19 protein-coding genes are annotated in these 21,937 nt (G+C 69.7%); 15 read left to right on the top strand and 4 right to left on the bottom strand.

The features are described 5' to 3' along the window. Positions 1 to 63: 63 nt before the first annotated feature. The 3 genes from ACQE3M_RS03685 to ACQE3M_RS03675 all read left to right on the top strand — a co-directional run bounded on the left by ACQE3M_RS03685 (position 64) and on the right by ACQE3M_RS03675 (position 2,983). Positions 64 to 1,044 carry an ROK family protein gene (locus ACQE3M_RS03685; protein ID WP_430504124.1) on the top strand — a complete coding sequence of 327 codons (981 nt, stop codon included), beginning with the start codon at positions 64 to 66 and terminating at the stop codon, positions 1,042 to 1,044. Positions 1,045 to 1,104: 60 nt separating this feature from the next. Then, positions 1,105 to 2,589, top strand: a complete 1,485-nt coding sequence (locus tag ACQE3M_RS03680; RefSeq protein WP_430504123.1) for an LVIVD repeat-containing protein — start codon at positions 1,105 to 1,107, stop codon at positions 2,587 to 2,589. Between the two features lie 67 nt (positions 2,590 to 2,656). Next, positions 2,657 to 2,983, top strand: coding sequence for a NifU family protein (locus tag ACQE3M_RS03675; protein ID WP_430504122.1), 327 nt, complete (start codon positions 2,657 to 2,659; stop codon positions 2,981 to 2,983). A 51-nt stretch (positions 2,984 to 3,034) separates the two neighbouring features. Here the strand turns inward: ACQE3M_RS03675 and ACQE3M_RS03670 are convergent, their stop codons facing one another. Both ACQE3M_RS03670 and ACQE3M_RS03665 read right to left on the bottom strand, forming a co-directional pair. Continuing rightward, entirely contained in the window at positions 3,035 to 3,478 is a 444-nt protein-coding gene (locus ACQE3M_RS03670) for a response regulator (RefSeq protein ID WP_430504121.1), read from the bottom strand. 66 nt (positions 3,479 to 3,544) lie between these two features. After that, positions 3,545 to 4,966 carry a ribonuclease FAU-1 family protein gene (locus ACQE3M_RS03665; protein WP_430504120.1) on the bottom strand — a complete coding sequence of 474 codons (1,422 nt, stop codon included), beginning with the start codon at positions 4,964 to 4,966 and terminating at the stop codon, positions 3,545 to 3,547. 149 nt (positions 4,967 to 5,115) lie between these two features. Between ACQE3M_RS03665 and ACQE3M_RS03660 the strand changes: the two genes are divergently transcribed. From ACQE3M_RS03660 to argF, 10 genes are all read left to right on the top strand, one after another. Beyond that, positions 5,116 to 6,114, top strand: a complete 999-nt coding sequence (locus ACQE3M_RS03660) for a PrsW family intramembrane metalloprotease (RefSeq protein WP_430504119.1) — start codon at positions 5,116 to 5,118, stop codon at positions 6,112 to 6,114. Between the two features lie 1,153 nt (positions 6,115 to 7,267). Beyond that, on the top strand, positions 7,268 to 8,512 hold the full coding sequence (locus ACQE3M_RS03655) for an argininosuccinate synthase (protein ID WP_430504118.1): 1,245 nt from the start codon (positions 7,268 to 7,270) through the stop codon (positions 8,510 to 8,512). Between the two features lie 3 nt (positions 8,513 to 8,515). Then, a complete protein-coding gene (argH, locus tag ACQE3M_RS03650; protein ID WP_430504117.1) occupies positions 8,516 to 9,991 on the top strand; it encodes an argininosuccinate lyase in 1,476 nt (491 codons plus the stop codon). Positions 9,992 to 10,309: 318 nt separating this feature from the next. Then, positions 10,310 to 10,480, top strand: coding sequence for a lysine biosynthesis protein LysW (gene lysW, locus ACQE3M_RS03645; protein ID WP_430504116.1), 171 nt, complete (start codon positions 10,310 to 10,312; stop codon positions 10,478 to 10,480). Position 10,481: 1 nt separating this feature from the next. Further along, on the top strand, positions 10,482 to 11,456 hold the full coding sequence (gene lysX, locus ACQE3M_RS03640) for a lysine biosynthesis protein LysX (protein ID WP_430504115.1): 975 nt from the start codon (positions 10,482 to 10,484) through the stop codon (positions 11,454 to 11,456). Next, the gene (gene argC / locus ACQE3M_RS03635) at positions 11,453 to 12,547 is read left to right on the top strand and encodes an N-acetyl-gamma-glutamyl-phosphate reductase (RefSeq protein WP_430504114.1); all 1,095 of its coding nucleotides are present in this window, start codon (positions 11,453 to 11,455) and stop codon (positions 12,545 to 12,547) included. The genes lysX and argC overlap by 4 nt, the downstream gene beginning before the upstream one ends. After that, positions 12,544 to 13,518, top strand: a complete 975-nt coding sequence (locus ACQE3M_RS03630) for an acetylglutamate/acetylaminoadipate kinase (RefSeq protein ID WP_430504113.1) — start codon at positions 12,544 to 12,546, stop codon at positions 13,516 to 13,518. The genes argC and ACQE3M_RS03630 overlap by 4 nt, the downstream gene beginning before the upstream one ends. After that, positions 13,519 to 14,655 (top strand): aspartate aminotransferase family protein, encoded by a 1,137-nt coding sequence (locus tag ACQE3M_RS03625; RefSeq protein ID WP_430504112.1) that lies wholly within the window; start codon positions 13,519 to 13,521, stop codon positions 14,653 to 14,655. Beyond that, entirely contained in the window at positions 14,655 to 15,896 is a 1,242-nt protein-coding gene (locus tag ACQE3M_RS03620; RefSeq protein WP_430504111.1) for a [LysW]-lysine hydrolase, read from the top strand. The genes ACQE3M_RS03625 and ACQE3M_RS03620 overlap by 1 nt, the downstream gene beginning before the upstream one ends. Before the next feature lie 23 nt (positions 15,897 to 15,919). After that, positions 15,920 to 16,813, top strand: a complete 894-nt coding sequence (argF, locus tag ACQE3M_RS03615; RefSeq protein WP_430504687.1) for an ornithine carbamoyltransferase — start codon at positions 15,920 to 15,922, stop codon at positions 16,811 to 16,813. Between the two features lie 30 nt (positions 16,814 to 16,843). Here argF and ACQE3M_RS03610 read toward each other — a convergent pair whose 3' ends face one another. Then, positions 16,844 to 17,317 carry a DUF6789 family protein gene (locus ACQE3M_RS03610; RefSeq protein WP_430504110.1) on the bottom strand — a complete coding sequence of 158 codons (474 nt, stop codon included), beginning with the start codon at positions 17,315 to 17,317 and terminating at the stop codon, positions 16,844 to 16,846. A 170-nt stretch (positions 17,318 to 17,487) separates the two neighbouring features. Here ACQE3M_RS03610 and ACQE3M_RS03605 point away from each other — a divergent pair, with 170 nt between their 5' ends. Beyond that, positions 17,488 to 19,674, top strand: coding sequence for an ATP-dependent DNA helicase (locus ACQE3M_RS03605; protein ID WP_430504109.1), 2,187 nt, complete (start codon positions 17,488 to 17,490; stop codon positions 19,672 to 19,674). 887 nt (positions 19,675 to 20,561) lie between these two features. On the opposite strand, the gene ACQE3M_RS03600 is transcribed toward ACQE3M_RS03605, so the two are convergent. Next, entirely contained in the window at positions 20,562 to 20,873 is a 312-nt protein-coding gene (locus ACQE3M_RS03600) for a hypothetical protein (protein WP_430504108.1), read from the bottom strand. A gap of 147 nt (positions 20,874 to 21,020) precedes the next feature. Between ACQE3M_RS03600 and rio1 the strand changes: the two genes are divergently transcribed. Next, positions 21,021 to 21,896, top strand: coding sequence for a serine/threonine-protein kinase Rio1 (rio1, locus tag ACQE3M_RS03595; RefSeq protein ID WP_430504107.1), 876 nt, complete (start codon positions 21,021 to 21,023; stop codon positions 21,894 to 21,896). Positions 21,897 to 21,937: the final 41 nt, after the last annotated feature.

Genomic DNA, 21,937 nt, shown 5'->3' with positions numbered 1-21,937 from the left:
GGTCGACGCGACGCGCCGTTCGAAAGGGGTATATTAAGTAGAACGACTACCCGGATCCGAGTAATGATGTACGTCGGTGTCGACGTCGGCGCAACCAACATCCGCGCCGTCGTCGGCGACGAGACGGCGACGATCCACGGGTCCGCGAAGGTGGCGACGCCGAAGGGACCGAGCGGCGTCGCCGTCACGGAGGCGCTCCTGGACGCCGTCCGCGAGGCGTGCGCCGCGGCCGGGGTCGACCCGACGACCGTCGAGGCCGCGGGGGTCGCCTCGATCGGCCCGCTGGACCTCGCCGCCGGCGCCGTCGACAATCCGGCGAACTTCCCGGACGCCATCGGGCGGATCCCGCTGACCGGGCCGCTCGGGGAGCTGCTCGACACCGACGAGGTGTACCTCCACAACGACGCCGACGCGGGCGTCATCGGCGAGCGGTTCCACGCCGAGCGCAACCCCGACGACATGGTGTACCTCACGATCTCCTCGGGCATCGGCGCCGGCATCGCCGTCGACGGGCACGTCCTCGCTGGCTGGGACGGCAACGCCGGCGAGGTCGGCCACGTCCCCCTCGACCCGGCCGGCGAGATGACCTGCGGGTGCGGCCGCGACGGCCACTGGGAGGCGTACTGCTCCGGGGACAACATCCCGCGCTACGCCCGGGCCCTGTACGAACGCAATCGGGACGACGAGGGGACTGAATGGGCCGACACCGCGGTCCCGGTCGAGGCCGATTCCTTCAGCGCCGCGGACGTGTTCGCGCACGCGGGCGAGGACGCCTTCGCCGACCACGTCGTCGACCGACTCGCGCGCTGGAACGCCCAGGGCGTCGCGACGCTGGTCCAGGCGTACGCCCCGCTCGTCATCACCATCGGCGGCGCGGTCGCGCTGAAGAACCCGGAACTCGTCGTCGACCCGATCCGCGAGCGGGTCGAGGCGCTGTCGTTCGGGAACGTTCCGGAGGTCCGGACCACGGACCTCGGCGACGAGGTCGTCGTCGAGGGCGCGCTGGCCAGCGCCATCTCCGGCGGCACCGGCGAGCGCGCATAACGCCTTTATAAGTGGTCGACGCGGGGCAACCCTGATACGTCCGTGGCGGTAGGATTCGGTATGCGACGACGGCGCGTGCTCCGGGCGGCCGCGCTCGGGGCCGGCGCGCTGGGCGCGGGCGCGCTCGGCGCTGACGACGGATTCGGGACTGTTTCCGGCACCGCAAGCGACGCGTCCACGGCGGACCCGTACGAACCGCTGGGCTCGCTCGACCTCGAGGCCGCCTACGAGGCGGTGACGGACGGCCGGACGGTCTTCATCGCCGCGGGTGACGGCTTCGCGACGGTCGACGTCACCGACCCCGCGGATCCGACGCTGCTGACGCGGGAGACCGACCTGCTCGCGGATCGGGAGAGCGGTCCGCTGGAGAAGGTGTACGACGTCGCGCTCGACGGCACGGACTTGCTCGTCGCCGGCCCCGCCCACGGCTCGAGCAGTGTCAACGCCGCGGTCCGGTTCGACGTGAGCGACCCGGCGGCGCCCAAACGAACGGGCGTCGCGGAGACGCCGTTCCCGATCCACAACGGCGACCTCGCCGACGGGATCGCGTACCTCACCGGCAACGACGGCGACCGCAATCCGCTGGTCATGGTCGACTTCGCGGCCGGGGAGGTCGTCGGCCGCTGGTCCGTCGTCGACCACGACGCGGCCTGGCGCGACGTCCACTCGATACTCCGCGTCGTCCACGACGTCACCGTCGTCGACGGCGTCGCGTACCTCGCCTACTGGGACGCCGGGACGCACCTGGTGGACGTCTCCGATCCCGCCAACCCGACGCACCTCGGGGCGATCGAGCCCTACGAGCCGGCGGACCTCGCCGGCCTCTCCAGCGACGAGACCCGCAGCGAACAGACGACGCCGCCGGGCAACCACCACTACGCCGCGCCGAACGACGACGGCACCCTGCTGGCGGTCAACAAGGAGTCCTGGGCGGTCGAGGCCGACGGCGACCTGCAGGGCGGCCCCGGCGGCATCGAGCTGTACGACGTCTCCGACCCCGCGGCGCCGGAATTACTGGCGACGATCGCGCCGACCGAGTCGCCCGCGCCGACCATCTCGGGCGTGTGGACGACCTCGCACAACTTCGAGTTCCACGGGGACCGGCTGTACACGTCGTGGTACGAGGCGGGCGTGAAGCTCTACGACGTGTCGGACCCGACGGCGCCCACGGAGCTCGCCGCGTGGCGCGACCCCGCGACCCGGAGCTTCTGGACCGCCCAGGTCGGCGTCCCGGGCGAGTTCTTCGTCGCGTCGAGCACCAGCGCCCGCGCGGAGCCCGGGCTGTTCGTCTTCCCTGACCGCGCGGGCGAGCAGCCGGACAGGCCCCCGATGGCGGCCGCCGTGGATGGGACGTCGACGCCGTCCGGCACGGAGACGGCGACGCCGACAGCGACGCCGACCGAGACTCCCTCGCCGCCGTCGACACCGACGGACACCGCCACCGTTGAGGATTCGGCGCCCGGCTTCGGCGTCGGCGCCGGGGTGCTGGGGATCGCCGGCTGGGCGTGGCGGCGGCGCCTCCACAGCGGTGACGACGAAACGTAGCCACGACCGGTTACGCGAGGGTCGCTGAACCGCAAGGTTCCCATGGGTGCGGCCCGAAGACCCGCCAATGAGCGAGGAGAGTCTGGCGGAGCGGATCGAGACGTGGATGGTCGGACAGATGCCGATCATCCAGATGCACGGCGGAACCAGCGTCGTGCGCGAGGCCGATCCCGAGACGGGCGAGGTCGTCGTCGAGCTCGGCGGCACCTGCTCCGGCTGCGGGATCTCGGACGTGACTGCGAGCAACATCCAGCGCGACCTGATCATGGACTTCGACGAGGTCGAGGACGTTCACGTCAAGGTACCGTCGACGGGCGACCAGGGCTCCTCGACCGTCGAGGGCGGCCGCGGCGGCGACCTCCAGCACGAGACCGAATCCGCGAATCACTTTTAAATATCGCCGTCGCGCAGGCACGTCGGCGGTCCGAGAAATCGAAGCCGGCGCTTACGCCGGCGGCAGGACGGCGTGCCGGAACCAGAACTGCTCGATACTGCTGGCCATGGCGGCGAACTCGTCGGGGTCGCTCGGCTTGGTCAGGTACGTGTTCGCGGCCAGCTCGTAGCTTTTGCGGATGTCCTCCCGTGCTCTCGACCCCGTGAGGATGATGCAGGGGATCCTGGCGAGCTCGGGGTCGGTCTCGATCTCCTCGAGCACGGAAAAGCCGTCCACGCGCGGGAGGTTCAGATCCAGGAGCACGAGATCCGGCAAGTCCACCTCGGCCGACTGCCGGTCCCGGAGGGTGTCGAGCGCGTCCGCGCCGTCGGTCACGGCCCGGATACTCGTCTCCGCGGACACCTGGTCGAACGACTCCCGAACGAGTCGGACGTCCCCGGGGTTGTCCTCGACGAGCAGAATGCGGATCGGTTCCTCGAAACCATGGTCATCCACGGTGTACAATGGGGGCTTACCGGCGAAGCCCCTTATCCACCCATCCCAAACAGTTAGGGAAGCGCCTCAGATCGCGTTCTCGAGGGCGCTTGCGACGCTGCGAGCCTTGTCGGCGAGCGCCTCGGAGACGTCGCCGGCGGCGACCGCCTCGTCGAGGAGGTCGTCGTCGACGCGCTCGACGGTGCCGTCCGCGTGCTTGACCACGTCGACGTGGAGGTCGACGTAGCGGACCGCGTCCGGGAACACCTCGACCGGCGTGCAGATGTTGACGTAAGTCCCCTTCACCGTCTCCTCCGCGTCGCGGTAGGTCGTCGGGTACCACCAGCGCCCCTCCAGGAACTTCGTGTGCGCCGTGTCGCCGGCCTCGCGCCGGGCCTCGAGCTCGTCGTACGTGCCGCCGGGGGTCATCTCCCTGACGACCTCCAGCGAGCCGTCGGCGTCGAGATCGTGGACGGAGCCCTCCCCGAGCACGATGACGCGCCCGTCCGGCTTCCCGTGGACGATGCGGACCCCGTCGCCCTCGTGCGGCCCGAACTGGTCCGTCACGACACCGAAGGGGAACTCGGCCTCCGGCTCGGGATCACACAGCGCCTCGGCGAGGTCGACGCCGGCGCTGGCTGCCCCCGAGCCGGCCTTGATCCGGTGATGGCCCGGGATGGTCGTCGCCGCCTGCCGCCGCCGATCGTCGAGCGCGAACCGGGACTCGCGACCGAACCAGAGCCAGGCGCCCGCGAGCGGCGCGACCCGCTCCCGCGGGGCGTCGACCGGGTCGTCCAGCACCGATTCGATCCGCTCCGCCCGGGCGACCAGCTCGGAGAGCGCGTCGTCGAGGGTGTCCATGTCGGCGTCGACAGCGGTCTCGTGCCAGACGATCCCCCAGCCCTCGGGTGGTTCGAGCCCGAGCAGCTCGGCCATGCCCGCGAGCTCGCGGCCCGCGGCCTGGTCGCGCGCCTCGACGCGGGTCCCCTCGCCGGGGACGAGCGTCGCGACCGTGCCCGTCGCGTGGATCTCCGTGTCGAGTTCGGGTCGGTGTGACCCCCACGTCGCCGCCGGCTCGCGGACCTGCACGCGCAGCTCGTCGCCCACGTGGACGTCGCCGTCGGCGTTGCCGTAGGGGAGGTAGCCCTCGACGGCCCCGTCGGCCGATTCGGCCAGCCGGACGACGGCGCCGCCCCCGAGCGTCTCGGTGACCTCGCCGTCGAAGACGGCCCCCGCCGGGGCCGGATCGTCCCAGGCGAACGTGTCGATACCGACGTCCGCGAGGCGGTCGCGTGCGTCGGCGACGGCCTCGGGGTCGCCCCGCAGGCCGATGCCCTGCCTGTCCTCGGTCGTCTCGATGGCGACCTCGTGGGCGCCGCCGGCGCGGACGCCGTCGTCGTCCGGGAAGCGGTCCCGGATCGGCGGCGTCGCGTCGACGACCGTCTCGCCGGCGTCACGGAACAGCGCCGTCAGCGCCGTCGCGTAGATGCCACGTACCCGGACGTTCATGCCTGCACCTGTCCCTGCATACGGAACGTCCTACGCGGGGCGGCCATTTGAAGGTCCGCGGTCCGGGGCGGCCCGCACGCCACGGCGGTCACTCGCCGCCGGCCTGAACCGCCCCAACTATGATGGGGGCAGCCGACCGTTCGAAGCACATGACCTCACGGAGCGATCCGATCGAGACCGCTTCGGACGGCGACCGGGACCTCTACGACGTCGCCACCTGGGACCCCCGGACGCTCCTGGACAAGGTCTCGGTCTGGATCTACTGGCTGCTCACGCGCGGGGCGAAGGTGTTCGTCGTCGCGCTCGCGTTCCTCATCCTGCTTTCGCTCGGTCTCCTCAGCACGATCTCGGACCCCGCGATCGGCACGCTGACCGTCCTCTCGGCGATCCCGGCGCTGGCGCTTACCGGCTACGTCTGGCACTCGGACGTCGAGACGTCGGAGCCGCTGCCGCTGCTGGTCGCGACGTTCCTGCTGTCGATCCTGACCGCGACGTTCGCGGCCATCATCAACTCGGTCCTGCGCGGGGCGTTCCCCGCGTCGACGCTCGGCACGCTGGCCTTCTTCTTCCTCATCGTCGGCCCCGTCGAGGAGTCGGTAAAGCTGCTCGCCGTCAGGCTGTACGCGTACACGGACCGGCGCTTCAACGCCGTCATCGACGGCGCGGTGTACGGCGCGGTCGCCGGCCTCGGGTTCGCGACCATCGAGAACGCGCTGTACATCTCCCAGCAGGTCGACGCCGCGGAGCTCGGCCTCGGCTTCGCGCTCATCGCCGCCGGCGAGGGGATCACGGCACTGCGCGCGCTCGCGGGCCCGGGCCACGTCATCTACTCGGCGTTCGCGGGGTACTACCTCGGCCTCGCGAAGTTCAACCCCGGCGAGCGCGGGCCCATCGTCATCAAGGGGATCCTCATCGCCGCGCTAATCCACGCGACGTACAACTCGACGGTCGGCATCGGGTCCGGCCTGATAGGGGTCGTCACGGGGTTGGGATCGCTAACGTCGTTCCTCGTCTACGTGCTCCTGTTCGACGGGCTGTTCGGGCTCATCCTCCTCCGGAAGATCTGGCGCTACCGGGACACCTACCGGGAGGTTCACGCCGAGGTCGACGAGGACGTCAGGCCCGAGCTGACCGAATTCGAGCAATAACAAGTCGGCGGCGTTTTTGAAGAGGGGGTATGAGTATGGGGAATTGACGGACTGAGTCGGAGAGGCCTCGGCTGTTCCTGCTTATAAGCGATATTTAAACTTGCAGACGCTACCGCGCTTGATAGCATCGTAAACGGCCGGAGAGCCCTCGACCGCTCTTTATTAATTGGTTTAAATAGGTGATATGGTCTTGCTCTTGACAGCACCGCAAACGCCCAGAAAGCCCTCGACCGCTCGCGGTCGCTGAGCGACATATCTGAACCTCTCAGCACCGCCCGGTTCAGATAGGGGTCGGCTCAGCGACTCCCCGCCGGCGCGAGCGGCCGTCGCCCTTTCAGTCCACCAGGACCGCACCCCACAGCAACCCCGACCGCGACAGCACCGCCCAGCTACCGCAAGCCTCAGTCCTCCCCAGCCTCGGCCGGCGCCGGAACCGCACCGCCTCGGCGCCGGCCTCCCTCGCACGCGTTGCTCGCGCGCGCCACCGCAATACGCGCCGCGACAGCTCGCCAGCCGCCGCGCACGACGCCCGGCCACCACTCCCGGGCGGGACTGAAAGGGGCAGCCGCTGAGCGGGACGCCCTGCGAAGTAAGCACCGCAACCCGGCGAGCGAACGCAGTGAGCGAGCCGGGTGCGGAGCGCAGCGAGCAGCGCGAGCGCTCAGCGGCTGGGGCTTTCCGGGTATGCCGAGTGGTGTCGCCATCGACGATCGCTAATCAGCCGGAGGGATAGAAACGAAGGACAACGACCAGTTCCGGGCCAACTAGGGTGACCTCGCCAGCAACGATAGACACCGCGACTATCGACAACGATCACCACGCAAAAGCAGGACTTGCCATCGCACAAGTCTTTAATATCCGACCCTCGCTACGTATTCGTAATGAGCGCGGACGCTCGTCACGACCTCACGCTCTTCCGAGGCCGACGAGCGCCGCGACCGCGACGAGCGTCGCGACCGGCGGGCCGACGACCGGCCCCCGGCGCGACGCGACGACCGGCCCCTTGTGGCCAATAATCTTCACTTCCCTCGTCGCGTTCGCGCTGTTGTACCCGATAGCTACTAGTTTTGCGTTCGGTTAGCCGTGCGCCCGCACTTTTCTTGCAATCCTTATACCGCTGAATTTAAGGGGTAGAGGTCCCCAGCACTCAGTAATGACACGCGTGGCACTCGCGTTTAGCGGTGGACTGGATACGACGGTTTGCGTCCCGCTCCTCAAGGAGGAGTACGGGCACGACGAGGTCGTCGGCGTCACGGTCGACGTCGGCCAGCCGGAATCGGAGTTCGAGGAGGCCGAGGAGACCGCGGAGGCGCTCGGGCTCGAGCACTACGTCGTCGACGCGAAAGAGGAGTTCGCGGACCTCTGTTTCGACGCGGTGAAAGCGAACGCGACCTACCAGGGCTATCCCCTCGGGACGGCGCTCGCGCGCCCCGTCATCGCGGAGGCGATCCTCGAAGTCGCGAAGGAACAGGACTGTGACGCCGTCGCGCACGGCTGCACCGGCAAGGGCAACGACCAGCTCCGGTTCGAGACGGTCTGGCGCGACTCCGACCTCGAGGTCATCGCACCCGTCCGCGAGCTCGGCCTCACGCGCGAGTGGGAGATCGAGTACGCCGACGAGCGCGACCTGCCCGTCGAGGCCGGCGACGGGGGCGTCTGGTCGATCGACACCAACATCTGGTCGCGCGCGGTCGAGGGCGGCGAGCTGGAGGACCCGAGCTACGTGCCGCCGGAGGACATCTACGAGTGGACCGCCGAGCCCGAGGGCGAGACGACCATCCAGGTCGAGTTCGAGGCGGGCGTCCCCGTCGCCGTCGACGGCGAGGCGATGGCCCCCGTCGAGCTCATCCAGTACCTCAACGAGTACGCCGGCAAGTACGGCGTCGGGCGCACGGACGTGATGGAGGACCGCATGCTCGGGCTGAAGGTGCGCGAGAACTACGAGCACCCGGCCGCGACGGTGCTGCTCACGGCCCACAAGGCGCTCGAGGACCTCGTACTCACGAAGGGCGAGCGCTCCTCGAAGGAGGGCATCGAGCAGGAGTGGTCGGAGATGGCCTACAAGGGCCTCGTCTTCGCGCCCGTCGTCGACGCGCTCGAAGCCTACGTCGACGAGACGCAGGACGTCGTCACCGGCACCGCGACCGTGAAGGTCCAGGCCGGGAGCTGCCGCGCGGTCGCCCGCGACTCCGAGTACGCAGTGTACTCCGAGGAGATGGCCTCGTTCAACACGGAGGACGTCGCCGGCATCTCCCAGGAGGACGCCACGGGCGTCGCGAAGTACCACGGCCTCCAGGAGCGCCTCGCGAACAACGTGAAGGAGGGTGTCACGAAGCCCGAGCTCGCCACCGACGGCGGTAACGGCAGCAACGACGGCAACGACGAAACCAACGAGTAACGAATGAGCGACGACTCCCCCAGCGAGACGGCCGTCCGCCGCGACCGCTTCAGCGGCGGCCCCGCCCGCGAGTTCCTCTCGAGCCTCGCGGCCGACGCGGCCATCTTCGCGGCCGACCTCGACGTCGACCGCGCGCACGTGGTCATGCTCGCGGAACAGGGGATCGTCGACGACGACACGGCCGGCGAGATCCTCGCGGCGCTCGACGACGTCGAGGCCGCCGGCCACGACGCGCTGCCCGACGGCGAGGACGTTCACGAGGCGATCGAGACGGCCGTCATCGACCGCGTCGGCGCCGACGGCGGGAAGATGCACACCGCGCGCTCGCGCAACGACGAGGTGGCGACCTGCATCCGCTACCGCGTGCGCGAGGACCTGCTGGACGTCGCCGAGGCGACCGTCGCGCTCCGCGAGGCGCTCGTGGCGACCGCGAGCGACCACACGGAGACGGTGATGCCCGGCTACACGCACCTCCAGCCCGCCCAGCCCACGACGCTGGCGCACTACCTGCTCTCCTACGAGGCCGCCGTCGCCCGCGACACCGGTCGGCTGCTCGACGCGTTCGAGCGGACGAACCGGTCGCCGCTCGGCGGCGCAGCTTTCGCGGGCACGCCGTTCGACGTCGACCGCGAGCGCACCGCGGAGCTGCTCGGGTTCGACGACACGGTCCGGAACTCGATGGACGCGGCCTCCGCGCGGGACTTCCTCGCCGAGGCCGCGGCGGCGTACGCGGCGCTGTCGACGACGCTGTCCGGGCTCGCGGAGGACCTGGTCATCTTCGCGAACAAGGGCTTCCTCGAGCTCGACGACGACTACGCGTCGACCTCCTCGATCATGCCCCAGAAGAAGAACCCGGACACACTGGAGCTGACTCGCGGCGTCGCCGGCGACGCGGTCGGCGAGCTGACGAGCGTGCTGACGGCCCTGAAGGGGCTCCCGCGCGCGTACAACCGCGACCTCCAGCGCGTCCACCCCGGCGTCTTCGACATCGCGGGCGTCGTCGCCGACGCGACGGACGTCGCCGGCGGCGCGGTCTCGACCGCCGACTGGGACGAGCCCGCGCTGGCGACGGCCGCGGGCGAGGGCTTCTCGACGGCGACGGGCGTCGCCGACCTGCTCGCGATGGCGGGCCTGCCGTTCCGGACGGCCCACGAGATCGTCGCCGCCGGTGCCGAAAACATCGAGGACGGCGACGACCCGGACAGTGCTGCCGCAAAACTTGACGAGGCCGCACAGGACGTGCTGGGGGAGTCCCTGTTCACGCACGTGAGCCGCGCCGACGTCGAGGCCGCGCTCGATCCCGCTGCCAGCGTGGCGAGTCGCGACTCCGCCGGCGGCCCCGCCCCCGAGGCGGTCGTCGCGGAGCTCGCGGACGCGGAAACCGACGTGGCGGCGGACGCCGACACGATCGAAGCGCGCCGCGACGCGCTCTCGGAGGCCTTCGAAACGCTCGACGAGGAGGTGGCCAGCTATGTCTGAGGGGAGTACCGTTGCCGGCGACGACGCCGCCCGCCGAGTGCGACGGCAGCGAGGACAGCGAGGTGGCCGACCTCCGCGACGACCGCGAGTCCCGGGGGTCCCACGACGGCCGGCGCGGGCGCGACCCGGGCGACCGAGCCCGGCGCCGCTCGCGCCGCCGCCGTCCCCGTAAGGGGACACACATTCTCGGAATCGGACCGATTTCGCGTGACCCGTTTTCGCCAGCCTCGCACCGTTAGCGTGGACTGTAGTTATTGTAAACTATTTGGTAAGTTCGTAACCCTTATGTGTTTATCCCTGGTATCGTGAGGTACGACAATGACCGAAGCAGAATGCGTGGAGTGCGGGGGCGACGTCTCCCTGCACGACGACCTCGAAGTCGGAGAGATCATCGACTGTGGCACCTGTGGCGCCGAACTGGAAGTCGTCGACGTCTCCCCGCCGGTCCTCGATCGAGCTCCGGAGCTCGAAGAGGACTGGGGGGAGTAAGATGAAAGTCGGCCTCCTCTACTCCCGGATCCGGAAGGACGAGAAGCTGCTCCTCGCCGAGCTGCGCGACCGCGGCCACGAGGTCGAGAAGATCGACGTCCGGAAGGAGCAGTTCTCGCTCGACTCCACGAGCGCGGACGTCGAGGACGTCGACCTCGTCGTCGACCGCTGTCTCGCGACGAGCCGCTCGCTGTACGCGACGCGGTTCTTCGAGAGCTACGGCGTTCCCGTCGTCAACGATCCCGACGTCGCCGACGTCTGCGCGGACAAGGCGAAGAACTCGCTCGCGCTCGCGGAGGCCGGCGTCCCGACGCCCGACACGAAGGTCGCGTTCACGACCGACTCCGCGCTCGAAGCGATCGAGGAGTTCGGCTACCCCTGCGTGCTCAAGCCGGTCGTCGGCTCCTGGGGCCGCCTGATGGCGAAGGTCGAAGGCCGCGCGGCCGCCGAGGCCATCCTCGAGCACAAGGCGACGCTGGGCCACTACGAGCACAAGGTGTTCTACGTCCAGGAGTTCGTCGACAAGCCGGGCCGCGACATCCGCGTCGTCGCCATCGACGGCGAGCCCATCGCCGCGATGACGCGCTCGTCCGAACACTGGCTGACGAACGCGGCGAAGGGCGCCGAGGCGAAGGGCTTCGAGCTCGACGAGACGGCGCTCGACCTCGTCGAACGCGCGTCCGCCGCCGTCGGCGGCGGGCTCCTCGGCATCGACCTGATGGAGCTCGGCGGCGCCAAGTCGGGCGAGTACACCGTCCACGAAGTGAACCACACGGTCGAGTTCAAGGCCCTGAACGATGCCGTCGACGTCGACGTCCCGGCAGCCGTGGTCGACTGGCTGGAGACGAAAGTCGAGACGGCGGCCGGCGACACGGCCGACGCCGACGAGGGGACCACCGACGCCGACGAGGATGCCGACGACGCGACGGAGAGTGGTACGGGAAACGACACCGCTGAAGCGACCCCGTCGACATGAGCACGGGCACCGACGCGGACGCCGCGTCCGCAGACGGCGACGCCGGCGAAACGCTCACCGCGGGCGTCGTCGGCGGCACCGGCTTCACCGGCGGCGAGCTACTCCGCCTGCTGGCCGGGCACCCCAACTTCGAGGTCGCGCAAGCAACCTCGCGCTCGGCCGCGAACAAGACGGTCGGCTCCGTCCACCCGAACCTGCGCGACCTGGACCTGCGCTTCTCCTCGCCCGAGGAGCTCGAGTCCGTCGACGTCCTGTTCGCCGCGACGCCCCACGGCGTCTCGATGGGCCAGATCGATCGGTTCAAAGAGGCCGCGGACACGGTCGTCGACCTCTCGGCCGACTTCCGGCTGAACACGGCCGAGCAGTACGAGGAATGGTACGACGGCCACGACGCGCCCGAGTACCTCGACGAAGCGGTCTACGCGCTCCCCGAACTCACGCGCGAGCAGCTGCCCGGCGCCGACCTCATCGCCTCCGGCGGCTGTAACGCCACGGCGTCGATCCTGGGACTCAAACCCCTCGTCGACGCCGGCATCCTCTCGGGTACCCCCGCCGACGACGTCGTCGTCGACGTGAAAGTTGGGTCCTCGGAGGGGGGCGCCGGCGGCGGCGAGGCCTCCTCCCACCCCGAGCGCTCGGGCGTCGTGCGCCCGTACGCGCCGACCGGGCACCGCCACGAGGCCGAGATCGAACAGTTCCTCGGCCTCGACGTGTCGTTCACGGCGCACGCGGTCGACATGGTCCGTGGCGCCTCGGCGACGAGCCACGTCTTCCCGGACGAGCCCGTCTCGACCGGCGACCTCTGGTCGGCCTACCGCGAGGCGTACGAGGACGAGCCGTTCGTCGAGCTCGTCGCGGGCGGGGGCGGCGTCTACCGCTACCCCGAACCGAAGGCGGTCGCGGGGACCAACGGCGCCGAGGTCGGCTTCGAGCTCGACGCGAGCAACAAGCGCATCGTCACGTTCTCGGCCATCGACAACATGATGAAGGGCTCGGCCGGGCAGGCCGTCCACGGCGCGAACGTCGCGCTGGGGCTCCCCGAGACCGCCGGGCTCGACTTTCAGGGCCTCCACCCCGTGGGGTCGCCATGACGGGCCACGACAAACTCGTCGGCAACGACGACGCTTCCGGCGACGCGAACCACGTCTTCGTCACCGCCGACGACGAGGTCGTCGCGCTCGACGGCGGGAGCCAGGACGAAGAGGAGCCTCCGGTCGTCGTGAAGGTCGGCGGCGCGATGGCCGTCGACCCGGCGGGCGCCATCGACGACGTCGCGCACCTCGTCGCGAACGGGCGCGAGGTCGTCGTCGTCCACGGCGGGTCGACCGCCGTCGACGAGACGCTCGAGGCGCTGGGCAAGGAGCCGCAGTACGTCGAGACGCCGTCGGGCGTCACCGGCCGCTACACCGACGCGGAGACGATGGAGGTCTTCGAGATGGTGATGGCCGGGAAGCTCAACACCGAACTCGTCGCGGACCTCCAGGCGGTCGGCGTCGACGCGGTCGGCCTTTCCGGCGTCGACGGCGGCCTCATCTCGGGGCCGCGCAAGTCCGCCATCCGCGTCCGCGAGGACGGGAAGAAGAAGATCAAGCGCGGCGAGCACTCCGGCTCGATCGAGTCGGTCAACGCCGACCTGCTGGCAACGCTCCTGTCGGCCGGCCACGTCCCCGTCGTCTCCCCGCCGATGCTGGGCGAGGAGGAGGAGGGTGACGTGACGCCGGTCAACACGGACGCGGACCGCGCTGCGGCCGCGATCGCCGGTGCGATCGACGCCGAACTCGTCCTGCTGACGGACGTGACCGGCGTCTACGCCGACCCCGACGACCCCGAGACGCTCATCGAATCCGTGACGACGCCCGACGACCTCGACGCGCTCGAAGACGCCGCGGAGGGGTTCATGGGCAAGAAGGTCATGGCAGCCGAGGAGGCGCTTGCCGAGGGCTCCCCGAGGGTTGTCGTCAGCGACGCCAACGTCCGCGACCCGGTCGTGAACGCGCTCGGCGACGCGGGCACTCACGTCGAAGCGAGTGCAGTGACTGCCGAATCAGCGGAGGATATCTGAATGTCCGGCTTCGTCTTTTCCGAGAAACCGATCACGATCGAATCGGGCGAGGGCGCGACCCTCACCAGCGACGACGGGACCGAGTATCTCGATTTCGGCGCCAGCTACGCCTGCACGCCGCTGGGGCACGACCATCCGGACGTGACCGAGGCGATCCAGGCGCAGGCGGCCGAGCTCACCTACGTCCAGGCCTCCTATCCGACCGACGTGCGGACGGAGACCTACGAGAAGCTCGCGCACCTCGCACCCGGCGACGTCGACAACGTCTGGCTCTGTAACTCCGGCACCGAGGCCAACGAGGCCGCGATGAAGTTCGCGCGCTCCGCGACGGACTCCACGAAGATCGTCGCGACCAAGCGCGCGTTCCACGGCCGGACGATGGGCGCGCTCGCGCTCACCTGGAAGCAGAAGTACAAGGCACCCTTCGAACCGCTGGCCAGCGGCGTCGAGTTCGTCGAGTACGGCGACAGCGAGGAGCTCGCCGAGGTCGTCGACGACGACACCGCCGCCGTGTTCCTCGAACCGGTGCAGGGCGAGGGCGGGATCCACCCCGCCGACGTCGCCTACCTCGAGGACGCCCGCGAGATCACCGACGAGGAGGACGCCGCGCTCGTCTTCGACGAGATCCAGACCGGCCTCGGCCGCACGGGCACGCTCTGGGCCTGCGAGCAGGCCGGCGTCACGCCCGACATCCTCACGACGGCGAAGGGGGTCGCCAACGGCCTCCCGATGGGCGCGACGCTGTGTGCCGACTGGATCGCGGCCGACCCCGGCGACCACGGCTCGACGTTCTCCGGCGGCCCCGTCGTCTGTGCCGCCGCGAACGCGACGCTCGACGCCGTCGTCGAGGAGGACCTCCCGGCCCACGCCGCGGAGGTCGGCGAGTATCTGCAGGACTCGCTCACCGAGGCCGTCGAGGATCACGACCTCCCCGTGCGCGAGGTGCGCGGCGAGGGGCTGATGATCGGCGTCGAGGTGAAACGCGGGGCGAACCGCGTGCTCCGGGACCTCGCGGTTTCCGAGCAGGTGCTCGCGCTGCCCGCGGGGCGGACCGTCGTGCGCCTGCTCCCGCCGCTGATCATCGAGCAGGAGCACGCCGACGCGTTCGTCGACGCCTTTGTCGAGGTGCTGTCGTGATGGCGGACGGTGACGGCGCGGCCGACGGCGACGACAACGTCGCCGGCGACGCAGCCAGCGACGACGCGGTTGCAGGCGACGGCGAGAACGACGTCGCCAGCGACGTCACCGTCGAATCCGCCCGGCCCGCGGCCTGCGACACGCCAGCGCGCAAGCTGCTCTTCGACCTCGTCTCGATCCCCTCGCCCTCCGGCGAGGAGGCGAAGGCCGCCGAGCGCCTCCGCGACTTCTTCCGCGCGAACGGTCGGGAGGCCTGGATCGACGAGGTCGGCAACGTGCGGGCGCCCGCGGACGACACCGTCCTGCTCACCTCGCACGTCGACACCGTCCCCGGCGACATCCCGGTCGAAGTGACCGACGGCGACGACGAGCAGTATCCCGAATCGGGGCCGGTCCTCTGGGGCCGCGGCTCCGTCGACGCCACCGGGCCGCTCGTCGCGATGGCGGTCGCCGCCGTCGAGACCGGCGTCTCCTTCGTCGGCGTCGTCGGCGAGGAAACCGACTCCCGCGGCGCGCGCCACCTGATCGAGGACCGCGAGGCACCCGAGTTCGTCGTCAACGGCGAGCCCTCGGGCTGGAGCGGCATCACGCTGGGCTACCGCGGGTTCCTCGCGGGCACGTACGTCAACACCAGCGAGTCGGGCCACTCCTCGCGGCCGGAGCCGAACGCGATCCAGCACGCTATCGACTGGTGGGCCGGCGTCGAGGAGACGTTCACGCCGGCCGAGGAGACGCCCGTCTTCGAGCAGGTGACGACCAAGCCCGTCGACTTCGACGGCGGGCTCTCCGAGGACGGCCTCGCCGTCGAGGCGACCGTCGACGTCCAGCTCCGCGTCCCGCCGACGCGCACCGTCGGCGAGGTCCACGAGCTGGCTGAGGCGGAGCTGGCGACGGGCAGCGTCCACTGGGACGAGCCCATCCCGCCGGTGATGGAGAGCCCCCGGACGGAGCTGGCGCGCGCGTTCCGCGTCGCCATCCGCGGCGCCGGCGGCGACGTCCGGCTCCTGCGGAAGACGGGCACCAGCGACATGAACCTCTACGCCGAAGTCTGGGACTGCCCGATGGTCACCTACGGCCCGGGCGACTCCGACCTCGATCACGCGCCCGACGAGCGCCTCCCGCTCGCCGACCTCGACCGCGCGGTCGAGGTACTGACGGCGGTCTGTGCGGACCTGACCGAGACGAACGACGCCGAATCATCCAACGCGGACGACGCCACCGACGCATCAACTGCCGAATGAGCCACACTACCCATCCCGAACCAATGTTGCAGACGGACGACTTCCTCGAGATCGACGACCTGACCCCGGCCGAACTCGACCACGTGCTCGACCGCGCGGTCGCCATCCGAAGCGGGGACGAGGAGGCCCGACTGCCCGACCAGACGCTCGGGATGATCTTCGAGAAGCCGTCCACCCGGACCCGCGCCTCCTTCGAGACGGGCATGACCGACCTCGGCGGCCACGCGATGTTCCTCGGCCCGGACGACCTCCAGCTGGGCCACGGCGAACCGCTTCGGGACACCGCACGCGTGCTCGGGAACTACGTCGACGGGCTCATGGCCCGCCTCTTCGACCACGAAGACCTCGAAGTCATCGCGGAGTACGCCGACTGTCCCGTTATCAACGGGCTCACCGACGACGCGCACCCCTGTCAGACGCTCGCGGACCTGCTGACGATCCACGAGCGCTTCGACTGCGACGACGTCGAAGTCGCCTGGGTCGGCGACGGCAACAACGTCGGCCAGTCGTTCGTCGTCGGCGCCGCGATGGCCGGCATCGACGTGACCGTGGCGACGCCGCCCGAGTACGCGATGGACGAGTCCGTCTTCGAGCGCGCCGCCGACTTCGGCGCCGACCCCGACGTGACGACCGACCCCGAGGCTGCCGTCGCCGGCGCCGACGTGGTGTACACCGACGTCTGGATCTCGATGGGCCAGGAGGAGCAACGCGAGGAGAAGCTCGCCGCCTTCGAGGGGTTCCAGCTCAACGAGGACCTGCTGGGCGGCACCGACGCGAAGGTGATGCACTGTCTCCCCGCCCACCGCGGCGAGGAGATCACGAACGACGTGCTGGAATCGGACCGCGCGATCGCGTGGCAGCAGGCCGAGAACCGGCTCCACGCCCAGAAGGCGCTGCTCGTCGAGCTGATGGAGTAAGGAGTCGCGGCTGCGCGTTTTATACGTCCATTACAGGTCGGCGACCAGCGGGAATACCGCCCCGAGGACGACGCCGTAGACCACGTGGGCGACCAGGCTCATGGGGTTGAAGTTCGGCACGGATGGTGCGCCGCCGAAGCCGACCGTGCCCAGCCAGACCGGCATCACGATGGCGGCGAGCACGACCCAGATGCCGACGCCGTACGCGGCGCCGGCGCCGGCGCTCTTGCCGATCGAGCCCCCGACCCCCGGTTTCGTCTGCAGGATCGCCGCGAAGGCGACCCCGAGCACCGCGCCGTGGCTGACGTGGATGACCCACCCCACGGCGCCGGCCGGCCCCGCGATCCCGTACAGCGACGGGATGGCCATCTCCAGGACCGGCGCCATCATCACGGACAGCATCGCGCCCATCACGACGCCGCCGGCGATCCCGGCGAGGACGCCGCCCTTCCACGCGCCCTCCGCCGTCGATACCTCGGTCGAACTGGCTGCTTCAGTTGCCATAACGTCCCGAACGTCAGGCGATTTGCGGTAATACCTGCCGGAGTGGTGTGTGAGTCACACACAGATACCCTTCCTTCTTAAGTAGCGTTTACAAGAGCCGGCCCACCTCGGAGTTTCAGTTTCACCTGGCTACCCGAGGCCTTTAGCCCGATGGGGCACAACTGGTTCCCGTGTCAGAGACGGCGCATCTCCGGTTCTTCCCGTACGAGGAGCCGTACCCGAACCAGCGCGACGCGATGGACCGCGTCGCCAACGCGCTCTCGCGGGGCCAAGACGTGCTGTTCGAGGGCGCACCGGGGACCGGCAAGACCCTGTCGGCGCTCGTGCCCGCCTTAGAGCACGCCCGCGAGCACGACCGGACGGTCGTCATCACGACGAACGTCCACCAGCAGATGCGCCAGTTCGTCGAGGACGCCCGCGCCATCAACGAGACGGAGCCGATCCGTGCGGTCGTATTTAAAGGGAAGTCGTCGATGTGCCACATCGACGTCGACTACCAGGAGTGTCAGACGTTGCGCGACACGACGCGCTCGATGGTCGAGAAGGAGACCGACAAGGCCGAGCTCGAGGAGCGCCAGCGCGAACTGCTCGCCGAGAGCCGCCAGGGCGACGCCAACGCCGCGGAGGCCCGGGAGGCCGTCATGGACGAGCTCGACGACATCGAGGCGGAGCTCGACGAGTTCGAGGCGACGAACGTCTGTGAGCACTACCACAACAACCTCGTCCGGAACACCGACGAGTTCTACGAGTGGCTCTTCGACGACGTGCGCACGCCCGACGAGATCTACGGCTACGCCGACGACCGCGACCTCTGCGGCTACGAGCTGCTGAAGGAGGGCATCGAGGGCGTCGACCTCGTCGTCTGCAACTACCACCACCTGCTCGACCCCCAGATCCGCGAGCAGTTCTTCCGGTGGCTCGGGAAGGACCCCTCGGAGATCATCACCGTGTTCGACGAGGCGCACAACGTCGAGGACGCGGCCCGCGAGCACGCGACGCGGACGCTGACGGAGAACACCCTCGACTCCGCGCTCGACGAGCTCGAAGGGACCGACGACTCCCGCGCGGAGGCCGCCGAGAACGTCGTCCGCGCGTTCCGGGACGCCCTCGTGGAGACGTACGACGAGAACCTCGGCTTCGGCGCCCGCGAGGGGATCGGCGAGGTCTGGGAGGACGTCGCCATCGCGAACGACGACCGCCGCGACGACCTCACGCTCGCGTTCCTCCAGCGCTACGAGGGCCGCGGCATCGACACCGAGACGGAGCTCGCGGTCCAGCTCGGCCGCGCGCTGGACGAGGAGTACGAGCAGCAGTACCGCGACGGCGAGACGCAGACGCGCAAGGAGTGCCAGACGCTCCAGGTCGCGCAGTTCATCTCGACGTGGATGGACGAGGGCACCGAGCTCGGCCAGTACCCGGTCGTCTCCGTCCGGCGCGACGGCGGCACCGACGAGGTGTACGGCCGCGCGGAGCTGTACACCTGCATCCCGCAGGCGGTCACCAGGGAGCTCTTCGACGAGGTGGGCGCGTCCGTGCTGATGAGCGCGACGCTGCGCCCCTTCGACGTCACCAAGGAGGTGCTCGGGATGGAGGACGTCGCCACCCTCGCGTACGAGATGGCCTACCCCGAGGCGAACCGCGTGACGTACGCCGTCGACACCCCGCCGCTGTTCGCCTCCGAGCGCTCGGATCCGGAGACGCAGGAGACCGTCGGCACGCTCCTCCGGGACGCGATCAACGTGACGCCGGGGAACACCCTCGTCTTCTTCCCCTCCTACAGCGAGGCGGAGCGCTACTACGAGCGCCTCGGCGGGAGCGGGCTGACGGGCGCCGACCTCGGCGACCTCATCCTCGACGAGTCCGGGAAGGACACGGAGGACCTCCGCCAGGAGTTCGTCGAGAGCGACGACGCGACGCTGTTCACCTCGCTGTGGGGCACGCTCGCGGAGGGCGTCAGCTTCGACGGCGAGCAGGCCCGGACGGTCATCGTCGTCGGCGTCCCGTATCCGCACCTCTCGGATCGGATGGAGGCGGTCCAGGACGCGTACGACCGGTCCTTCTCCGACAACAGCCGGGCCCGCGACCCCGGCTGGGCGTACGCCGTCGAGATCCCGACGGTCCGGAAGACCCGGCAGGCCCTCGGCCGGGTCATTCGCGGCCCGGACGACTACGGCGTCCGCATCCTCGCGGACCGGCGGTACACGACCGCCGACATGGGGAAGTACTCCGTCCGCAGCGCCTTCCCACAGGAGGAGCGCGAGGAGCTGATCGACATGGCGCCCGAGAAGGTGAAGTTCGGGATGCTGAACTTCTACGCCGACCACGACGCGTACGACGGCGACCCGCCCGAGCCGTAGTTCGAGTCGGACCACGTGGTCGCCCTGGGGTTTGACGGTTCGCGTTTATAAGTGAAGTCCGCTAGTTTCGCGGCGACACCACTCGATCCGTGTAGCAAGCCCCGGCAGTTGAGCGGTCGCACTTATAAATAAGGGCGTGTAACGACGCCAGCGCCACCACTCAGCATGCCCAGAAAGCCCCAGCCGCTGAGCGGTCGCGCTGCTCGCTGCGCGCCTCACGGCTCACTCGCTTCGCTCGTTCGCCGTTGCGGTGCTTGCGTCGCAGGGCGTCCCGCTCAGCGGCTGCCCCTTTCAGTCCCGCCCGGGAGTGGCCGCGGCGCGTCGCGGACGGCGGTTCTTCGGCGGTCGTCGCTCGCCGGCAGACTGGTGTGCGGTCCGGGGCAGATGGCGCGCGCGAGCAACGCGTGCGAGGGAGGGCGGGGCGCGCCGGAGCGGTGTCTCCGTGAGCGAAGCGAACGGAGGGCCGGAAGTCGCAGCCCGGCAGCCCGCTACTGCAGGCAGCCCGGACCGTCTTCCGAGGCGGCGCCGGCGCGCCCCGGCCGAGGCTGGGGAGGACCGAGGCTTGCGGTAGCTGGGCGGTGCTGTCGCGGTCGCGGTTGCGGTCCTGGCGGACTGAAAGGGCGATGGCCGGTCGCGCCGTAGGGGAGTCGCTGAGCCGACCCCTATCTGAACCGGGCGGTGCTGAGAGGTTCAGATATGTCGCTCAGCGACCGCGAGCGGCCGAGGGCTTTCCCGTTGTTTGCGGTGCTGTCGAGAGGAATCCCGTCTCACCTGTCCAAACCTGCGCAAAGCGAGCGACAGAGGGCTTTCTGGATGTTCGTGGTGCTGTCGATCCCGTCAGCGTCTGCACCAGTTCGTGCAAAAACCACGACGCAAAAGCCCGAGAATCAGTCTTCGTCCTCGACAGAGTCCACACGCTGACTCGGTAACGTCGTCGGGTCGCTGGGCGCGTCACCGTGCTGCGAGTCGTCGCGCTCGAGCACGTACAGCGTCGGGCCGAAGACGACCATCACGAGCAGCCCCGGCAGGGGGACGTCCGGGACGACGGTCGGAAGCACCGCCCCCGACGCCACCGACGCGAACACGAGGGCGGCCCACGCGAGCGGGCGCCCGACCCCGACCCGGTTCGCGTCCCGGACGACCGCGGCGGCGCCGCCGACCGCCACCAGCACCCCGACGACCGTGAAGGCCGAAACCATACCGGAGGTGGGGGCGAGCGACCGAAAAGCGTTCCGTCACGGGCGACGCGCGACCGCCGCCGTCCCGCGCGGCCGACCACGACAACCCCTCGCATCCCACCCGGCTACCCCCGCGCCTTTTCCGTGCCGGTCACCTATTTCGAGTGAATGACAGAGGACTTCGGGCTGCTGGAGCCGGACGAGAACCCCGGTGACGAGTGGGAGTCGATCGACGTCACCGACACGGAGGCCGACGAGATCGTCCGCCGCAAGGACCGGGAGTTCGACGAGTTCCGCAAGCGCCTGAAGAACACGGAGCAGTTCAAGGTCGAGGCGTCGGTGTTCGACGACGCGACCTATGCGGCCATTTATAAGCTGGTCCAGGACGGCTACGTCTCCGCGTTCGGCGGGCCGATCTCGACCGGCAAGGAGGCCAACGTCTACGAGGCGCTCGGCGGCGAGGACGACGAGCGCGAGATCGCGGTGAAGATCTACCGGATCACCGCCTCGAACTTCCAGCAGATGCGCGAGTACCTCGAGGGCGACCCGCGCTTCGAGGGGATCGGCGGCGACAAGAAGGCGACCGTCATCGCGTGGACGCGCAAGGAGTTCGCCAACCTCGAACGCGCCCGCAAGGCCGGGGTTCGCGTCCCCGAACCGATCGCCGTCCAGCGGAACACGCTCGTGATGGAGCTGGTCGGCCACGCGCAGGACCGCGCCCGCCGACTCTCGGAGGTCAACGTCGAGAACCCCGAGACCGCCTACGAGGTCGTCCGCGAGTACATGCGCCGGCTCTACCGGGCTGGGCTCATCCACGGCGACCTCTCCGAGTACAACATGATCATCCACGAGGGCGAACTGGTGATCATCGACCTCGGGCAGGCGGCGACGATCCACCACCCGAACTCCGAGCGGTTCCTCGACCGCGACTGCGAGAACGTCGCGAACTTCTTCTCCCGGCAGGGGATCGAGACCGACGCCGACGAGCTCCGCGAGTTCGTCACCGCGCCCGAACCGGATCCGAGCGCGGACCTCGACGAGTAGAGACAAGCGTCGGCGCCGACGGTCCCGGCGTTCACGACGGC

Source organism: Halosubterraneus shenae (genome assembly GCF_050510935.1).
Taxonomy (GTDB): Archaea; Halobacteriota; Halobacteria; order Halobacteriales; family Haloferacaceae; genus JBDGPU01.
Note: the sequence above shows the minus strand (reverse complement) of the source record. Positions and strands in the feature narration are given on the sequence as shown.

Coding starts and splice junctions, on each gene's coding strand:
- ACQE3M_RS03685 (WP_430504124.1), top strand. CDS start 64: ATGATGTACGTCGGTGTCGACGTCGGCGCAACCAACATCCGCGCCGTC.
- ACQE3M_RS03680 (WP_430504123.1), top strand. CDS start 1,105: ATGCGACGACGGCGCGTGCTCCGGGCGGCCGCGCTCGGGGCCGGCGCG.
- ACQE3M_RS03675 (WP_430504122.1), top strand. CDS start 2,657: ATGAGCGAGGAGAGTCTGGCGGAGCGGATCGAGACGTGGATGGTCGGA.
- ACQE3M_RS03665 (WP_430504120.1), bottom strand. CDS start 4,966: ATGAACGTCCGGGTACGTGGCATCTACGCGACGGCGCTGACGGCGCTG.
- ACQE3M_RS03660 (WP_430504119.1), top strand. CDS start 5,116: ATGACCTCACGGAGCGATCCGATCGAGACCGCTTCGGACGGCGACCGG.
- ACQE3M_RS03655 (WP_430504118.1), top strand. CDS start 7,268: ATGACACGCGTGGCACTCGCGTTTAGCGGTGGACTGGATACGACGGTT.
- argH (WP_430504117.1), top strand. CDS start 8,516: ATGAGCGACGACTCCCCCAGCGAGACGGCCGTCCGCCGCGACCGCTTC.
- lysW (WP_430504116.1), top strand. CDS start 10,310: ATGACCGAAGCAGAATGCGTGGAGTGCGGGGGCGACGTCTCCCTGCAC.
- lysX (WP_430504115.1), top strand. CDS start 10,482: ATGAAAGTCGGCCTCCTCTACTCCCGGATCCGGAAGGACGAGAAGCTG.
- argC (WP_430504114.1), top strand. CDS start 11,453: ATGAGCACGGGCACCGACGCGGACGCCGCGTCCGCAGACGGCGACGCC.
- ACQE3M_RS03630 (WP_430504113.1), top strand. CDS start 12,544: ATGACGGGCCACGACAAACTCGTCGGCAACGACGACGCTTCCGGCGAC.
- ACQE3M_RS03625 (WP_430504112.1), top strand. CDS start 13,519: ATGTCCGGCTTCGTCTTTTCCGAGAAACCGATCACGATCGAATCGGGC.
- ACQE3M_RS03620 (WP_430504111.1), top strand. CDS start 14,655: ATGGCGGACGGTGACGGCGCGGCCGACGGCGACGACAACGTCGCCGGC.
- argF (WP_430504687.1), top strand. CDS start 15,920: ATGTTGCAGACGGACGACTTCCTCGAGATCGACGACCTGACCCCGGCC.
- ACQE3M_RS03610 (WP_430504110.1), bottom strand. CDS start 17,317: ATGGCAACTGAAGCAGCCAGTTCGACCGAGGTATCGACGGCGGAGGGC.
- ACQE3M_RS03600 (WP_430504108.1), bottom strand. CDS start 20,873: ATGGTTTCGGCCTTCACGGTCGTCGGGGTGCTGGTGGCGGTCGGCGGC.
- rio1 (WP_430504107.1), top strand. CDS start 21,021: ATGACAGAGGACTTCGGGCTGCTGGAGCCGGACGAGAACCCCGGTGAC.